The following is a 600-nucleotide window of genomic DNA, read 5'->3' as shown; positions in this document are numbered from 1 at the left end:
CGCCTGCGGTTCGTGAAGAGGTACAGCTCGCCCGTCAGCGGGTCGCGTCCCAGCTCGTTGCGCACCAGCCCCGACAGGCCCTCGAAGCCCATGCGCATGTCGACGGGCGCACAGTAGGCGTAGACCCGCAGGTTTCCATGCCAGCCGATCATGCCAGTGCCCTCAGGATCGTGACGATCTGCTCGGTGTCCAGACCTTCGAGCACCACGCCGTTGGGCAGCACGACCCGCGGCCACCTCCCTCTGGTCTCCGCGCTCGAGTAGTGGGAACCCGAGTCGGGCTCTCCACCAATGACCGTCATCTCTCGCAGCAGTCGTACCTCGCGCTTGGCTGCGTCTTCATGCAGCCAGCGACCCAACGTCGACGCAGACATGCCGAGGACGGCGGCCACATCCGCACGCTTGGTGTCCCCCCCGATCGCACGCTTTGCCGCGGCCACGATCCGGACCTTGAGGTCGCCCTTGATGTGACCGCGACCGCCGACCGGCCCCAGCGCGTCGAGCTCCTTCCCCAGCGCCCTCAGCTCGTCTTCCCGTTCCATGGACACGAAGGTCCCGGCCCGATCGCGCGCCTGCAAGACGGGTCAGGGCGACCTCGTAC

General features: G+C 67.7%; 2 protein-coding genes. Both read right to left on the bottom strand.

All coding sequences use genetic code 11. The features are described 5' to 3' along the window. A partial coding sequence (gene tnpB / locus OEB96_RS46550; RefSeq protein ID WP_407674593.1) for an IS66 family insertion sequence element accessory protein TnpB occupies nt 1–152 on the bottom strand: 152 nt, incomplete at its 3' end. Then, nucleotides 149–541: a hypothetical protein gene (locus OEB96_RS00330; protein WP_266213377.1), complete on the bottom strand. Its 393-nt coding sequence runs from the start codon at nt 539–541 to the stop codon at nt 149–151. The genes tnpB and OEB96_RS00330, both read right to left, overlap by 4 nt. Nucleotides 542–600: the final 59 nt, after the last annotated feature.

Source organism: Paraliomyxa miuraensis, assembly GCF_026337845.1.
Lineage (GTDB): Bacteria > Myxococcota_A > Polyangia > Nannocystales > Nannocystaceae > Paraliomyxa > Paraliomyxa miuraensis.
The sequence above is the reverse complement of the archived record's forward strand: the minus strand, read 5'-3'. Positions and strand labels throughout refer to the sequence as shown.

Bases quoted from the DNA above. Each gene is read 5' to 3' on its own strand.
- OEB96_RS00330 (WP_266213377.1), bottom strand. From the start codon at position 541: ATGGAACGGGAAGACGAGCTGAGGGCGCTGGGGAAGGAGCTCGACGCG.